Here is a 2,364-nt window from a genome sequence, read left to right as displayed (position 1 = left end):
TTTCGTTTTTTCAAGGGGTTAGACTAATTGTAAACAGCCCCTAGGCGCCGAGCCAGCGAAAGGCGCGGCGCAGTTCAGCGGTCGCGTTTTCCGTGTAACAGCGGCCATGCGCGAGGATGATGCGTTCCGGTTGCCAGGCGAGCAGTTGTTGCAGGCTTTCGCGGGCGGCGGCGCGGTCGGTGAAGGTGGCGCGCATATCAATCGGCGCCTTGCCGTCCGGGTCGTGGTTGCCAGCCAGTTTCATCACCAGCTTCCAAAAGCCGCGCATTTTTGCGGTTTCGATGTTTTCAATCAGGTCGGTGAGGATGAGGGTACGGCTTGCCACATGGAAGAAGTCGATTTCACGCATGACGCGGCTGCCGCGAAATTCGGTTTGCGCAATCTGCCCTGCCCAGGCGGGCGGGGCGCTGTCGCCGAGGTCGGCGTCAAACCGCACATTGATGCGGTTTTTCGCGGCGCGTTCACGCACGCCGGGGCTTGCCCAAGCGGTTGCCTGCGGGTAGCGCGCCTGCCAGGCGGGGATGTGCGCGTAATGGATGTAGTTGGGCGAGACGAGGTGGCGCACCGTACCGAGTGCGTCCACCGCGGCAAAAAGCGCGTCGTCCGGCTCAATCGGCGAATGGCACCAGAGGCTGCCGTCGGCGAGGCGGACGAGGGTCATCCGCGTGGAAAACGGCGCACGCAGGGTGCCCATGTTCATCCAGGTGAGGCCGCCGTCGGCAATCCAGATGTTTTCGGCGCCGGGCTTCAGGGTATTGAGCGGCTGGTAGAGCGGGACGGGTGTGGTCATATGCGAAGCTCCGGTAGGGGGGATGCCGTCATGATACGCCGCCCACAAAAAAACCGGGCGGATGCCCGGTTTTCTCTTGTCCGTAAAGGCTTAAAGCGGGGAAACGCCGCTGTTGACACCCCAGCTTTGGCTGCGGCTCTTTTCTTCGGTGAAGTTGTAGTCGCTAACCTTGCCGGTGGCGAGGGAAATATCCACCTCCAGCATTTGCGATTCCTGGCGCGCGGTAACCATGTTGTCGCCAAGCAGGCCGCCTGCCACGCCGCCAACGCCGGTGGCAATCGCCTGGCCGGTGCCGCCACCAATCTGGTTGCCCAGCAGACCGCCGAGCAGCGCGCCGCCGATGCCCGCTGCGGATTTTTTCATGCTGTCGTCATTACGGTAGGCGTAAATCAGCTTCTTGATGCCGAGTTTCTGGTTGGTCTGTACCGAAACCGGCTCGCCAAACATCGCACGCACCTGTGCTTCCGTGGTCACGCCGCGCTGGATGGAATTGACCTTGTCGTAACCCATGCGATCGCCGTGGTTAATGCCGCAGGCGGCAAGCGTTGCGGTCAGCACCAGCGCGAGCGCGCCATTCTTGTATTTTTTCATATAAGGAGAAACTCCGTAGTTTGTTGGAAAATCGGGCGAATTATAGTGTTTCAACCCATTGGAAAACATCCCTTTTCAGGAATTTTTTAGCGCGCTGTGCCGACCGATACCTCGACCCGCCGGTCGGGTTGCAGGCAGGCAATCAGTGCCGGGCGCGGTAAGTTGTCGCCGCAATGCGAGAGTGGCCGTTCGCTGGCGAATCCGGCGGCGCGGATGCGGTTTTCCGCGATGCCGCCCGCGACCAGATAGCGTTTTACCGCCTCCGCCCGTGCCTGCGACAAGGCGCGGTTGTGCGCCTCCGTGCCGAGGCGGTCGGTGTAGCCATCCACGCGGATGGGATCGCTGTCGTTATGTTCGCGCACCTTGGCGAGCAGGTCGGCGAGTGCCGCATCCGCTTCGGGGCGCAGCGTCGCGCTGTCAAAGGCGAAGAGCGCGTCGGCGGCGAGGCGGTACGGTTGCGTGGCGGGCGGTGTGTCGTACACCGTGGCGCAGTCTTCTGGCAACCAGTACTGCGCGGCGATGCGGTCATCGTCGCCATAAATGAGCTTTAAATGGCAGACCGCCTGGTTTTCCCGCGTGTATTCCGGGCGTTGCAGGATGTAGTTCCATTCGCGCGCGCCGTTGATTTCGCTGAAATGCGGCACGTCGAGCAGGGCGAAGACGTTCTTGCGTTCCAGCCCGACCTTGACCGCGGCAATGGTCGGTGACGGCAGGCGCAGCGCCTCGTCGCGCCAACTGTCTTTTTGTGACGGCCACACCAGTTCGCCGACGCTGCCATCGGCGCGCACGTTTTTGCTGACGGTGGAGGTGCAACCCGCCAGCGCGGCGGCGGCGAGCAGGATAAATAGTGTTCTTTTCATGAATGGGTTCCCTGAAGGTGTTTTACGGTAGCTTGGGGCGGTGGCGGTTTGCATACGCTTGAGCGGTCAAGGTGTATGTAAACAGGTTTTCTGAACAGGCGGCAGGCACGCCATCACGGGCGC

3 protein-coding genes are annotated in these 2,364 nt (G+C 61.7%); all 3 read right to left on the bottom strand.

Annotated features, from left to right (window positions below; genetic code table 11):
* Positions 1–40: 40 nt before the first annotated feature.
* Entirely contained in the window at positions 41–790 is a 750-nt protein-coding gene (locus ACO54Z_RS03665) for a DUF4336 domain-containing protein (RefSeq protein WP_485995803.1), read from the bottom strand.
* Positions 791–880: 90 nt separating this feature from the next.
* Complete coding sequence (locus ACO54Z_RS03660) at positions 881–1,381, bottom strand: glycine zipper 2TM domain-containing protein (protein WP_485995802.1); 501 nt, start codon at positions 1,379–1,381, stop codon at positions 881–883.
* Positions 1,382–1,467: 86 nt separating this feature from the next.
* Positions 1,468–2,241 (bottom strand): OmpA family protein, encoded by a 774-nt coding sequence (locus ACO54Z_RS03655; protein ID WP_485995801.1) that lies wholly within the window; start codon positions 2,239–2,241, stop codon positions 1,468–1,470.
* Positions 2,242–2,364: the final 123 nt, after the last annotated feature.

The organism is Cardiobacterium sp., assembly GCF_057314735.1.
Note: the sequence above shows the minus strand (reverse complement) of the source record. Positions and strands in the feature narration are given on the sequence as shown.

What these genes read in the sequence shown, in the direction of transcription:
- ACO54Z_RS03655 (WP_485995801.1), bottom strand. Translation starts at nt 2,241, where the DNA reads ATGAAAAGAACACTATTTATCCTGCTCGCCGCCGCCGCGCTGGCGGGT.
- ACO54Z_RS03665 (WP_485995803.1), bottom strand. Translation starts at nt 790, where the DNA reads ATGACCACACCCGTCCCGCTCTACCAGCCGCTCAATACCCTGAAGCCC.
- ACO54Z_RS03660 (WP_485995802.1), bottom strand. Translation starts at nt 1,381, where the DNA reads ATGAAAAAATACAAGAATGGCGCGCTCGCGCTGGTGCTGACCGCAACG.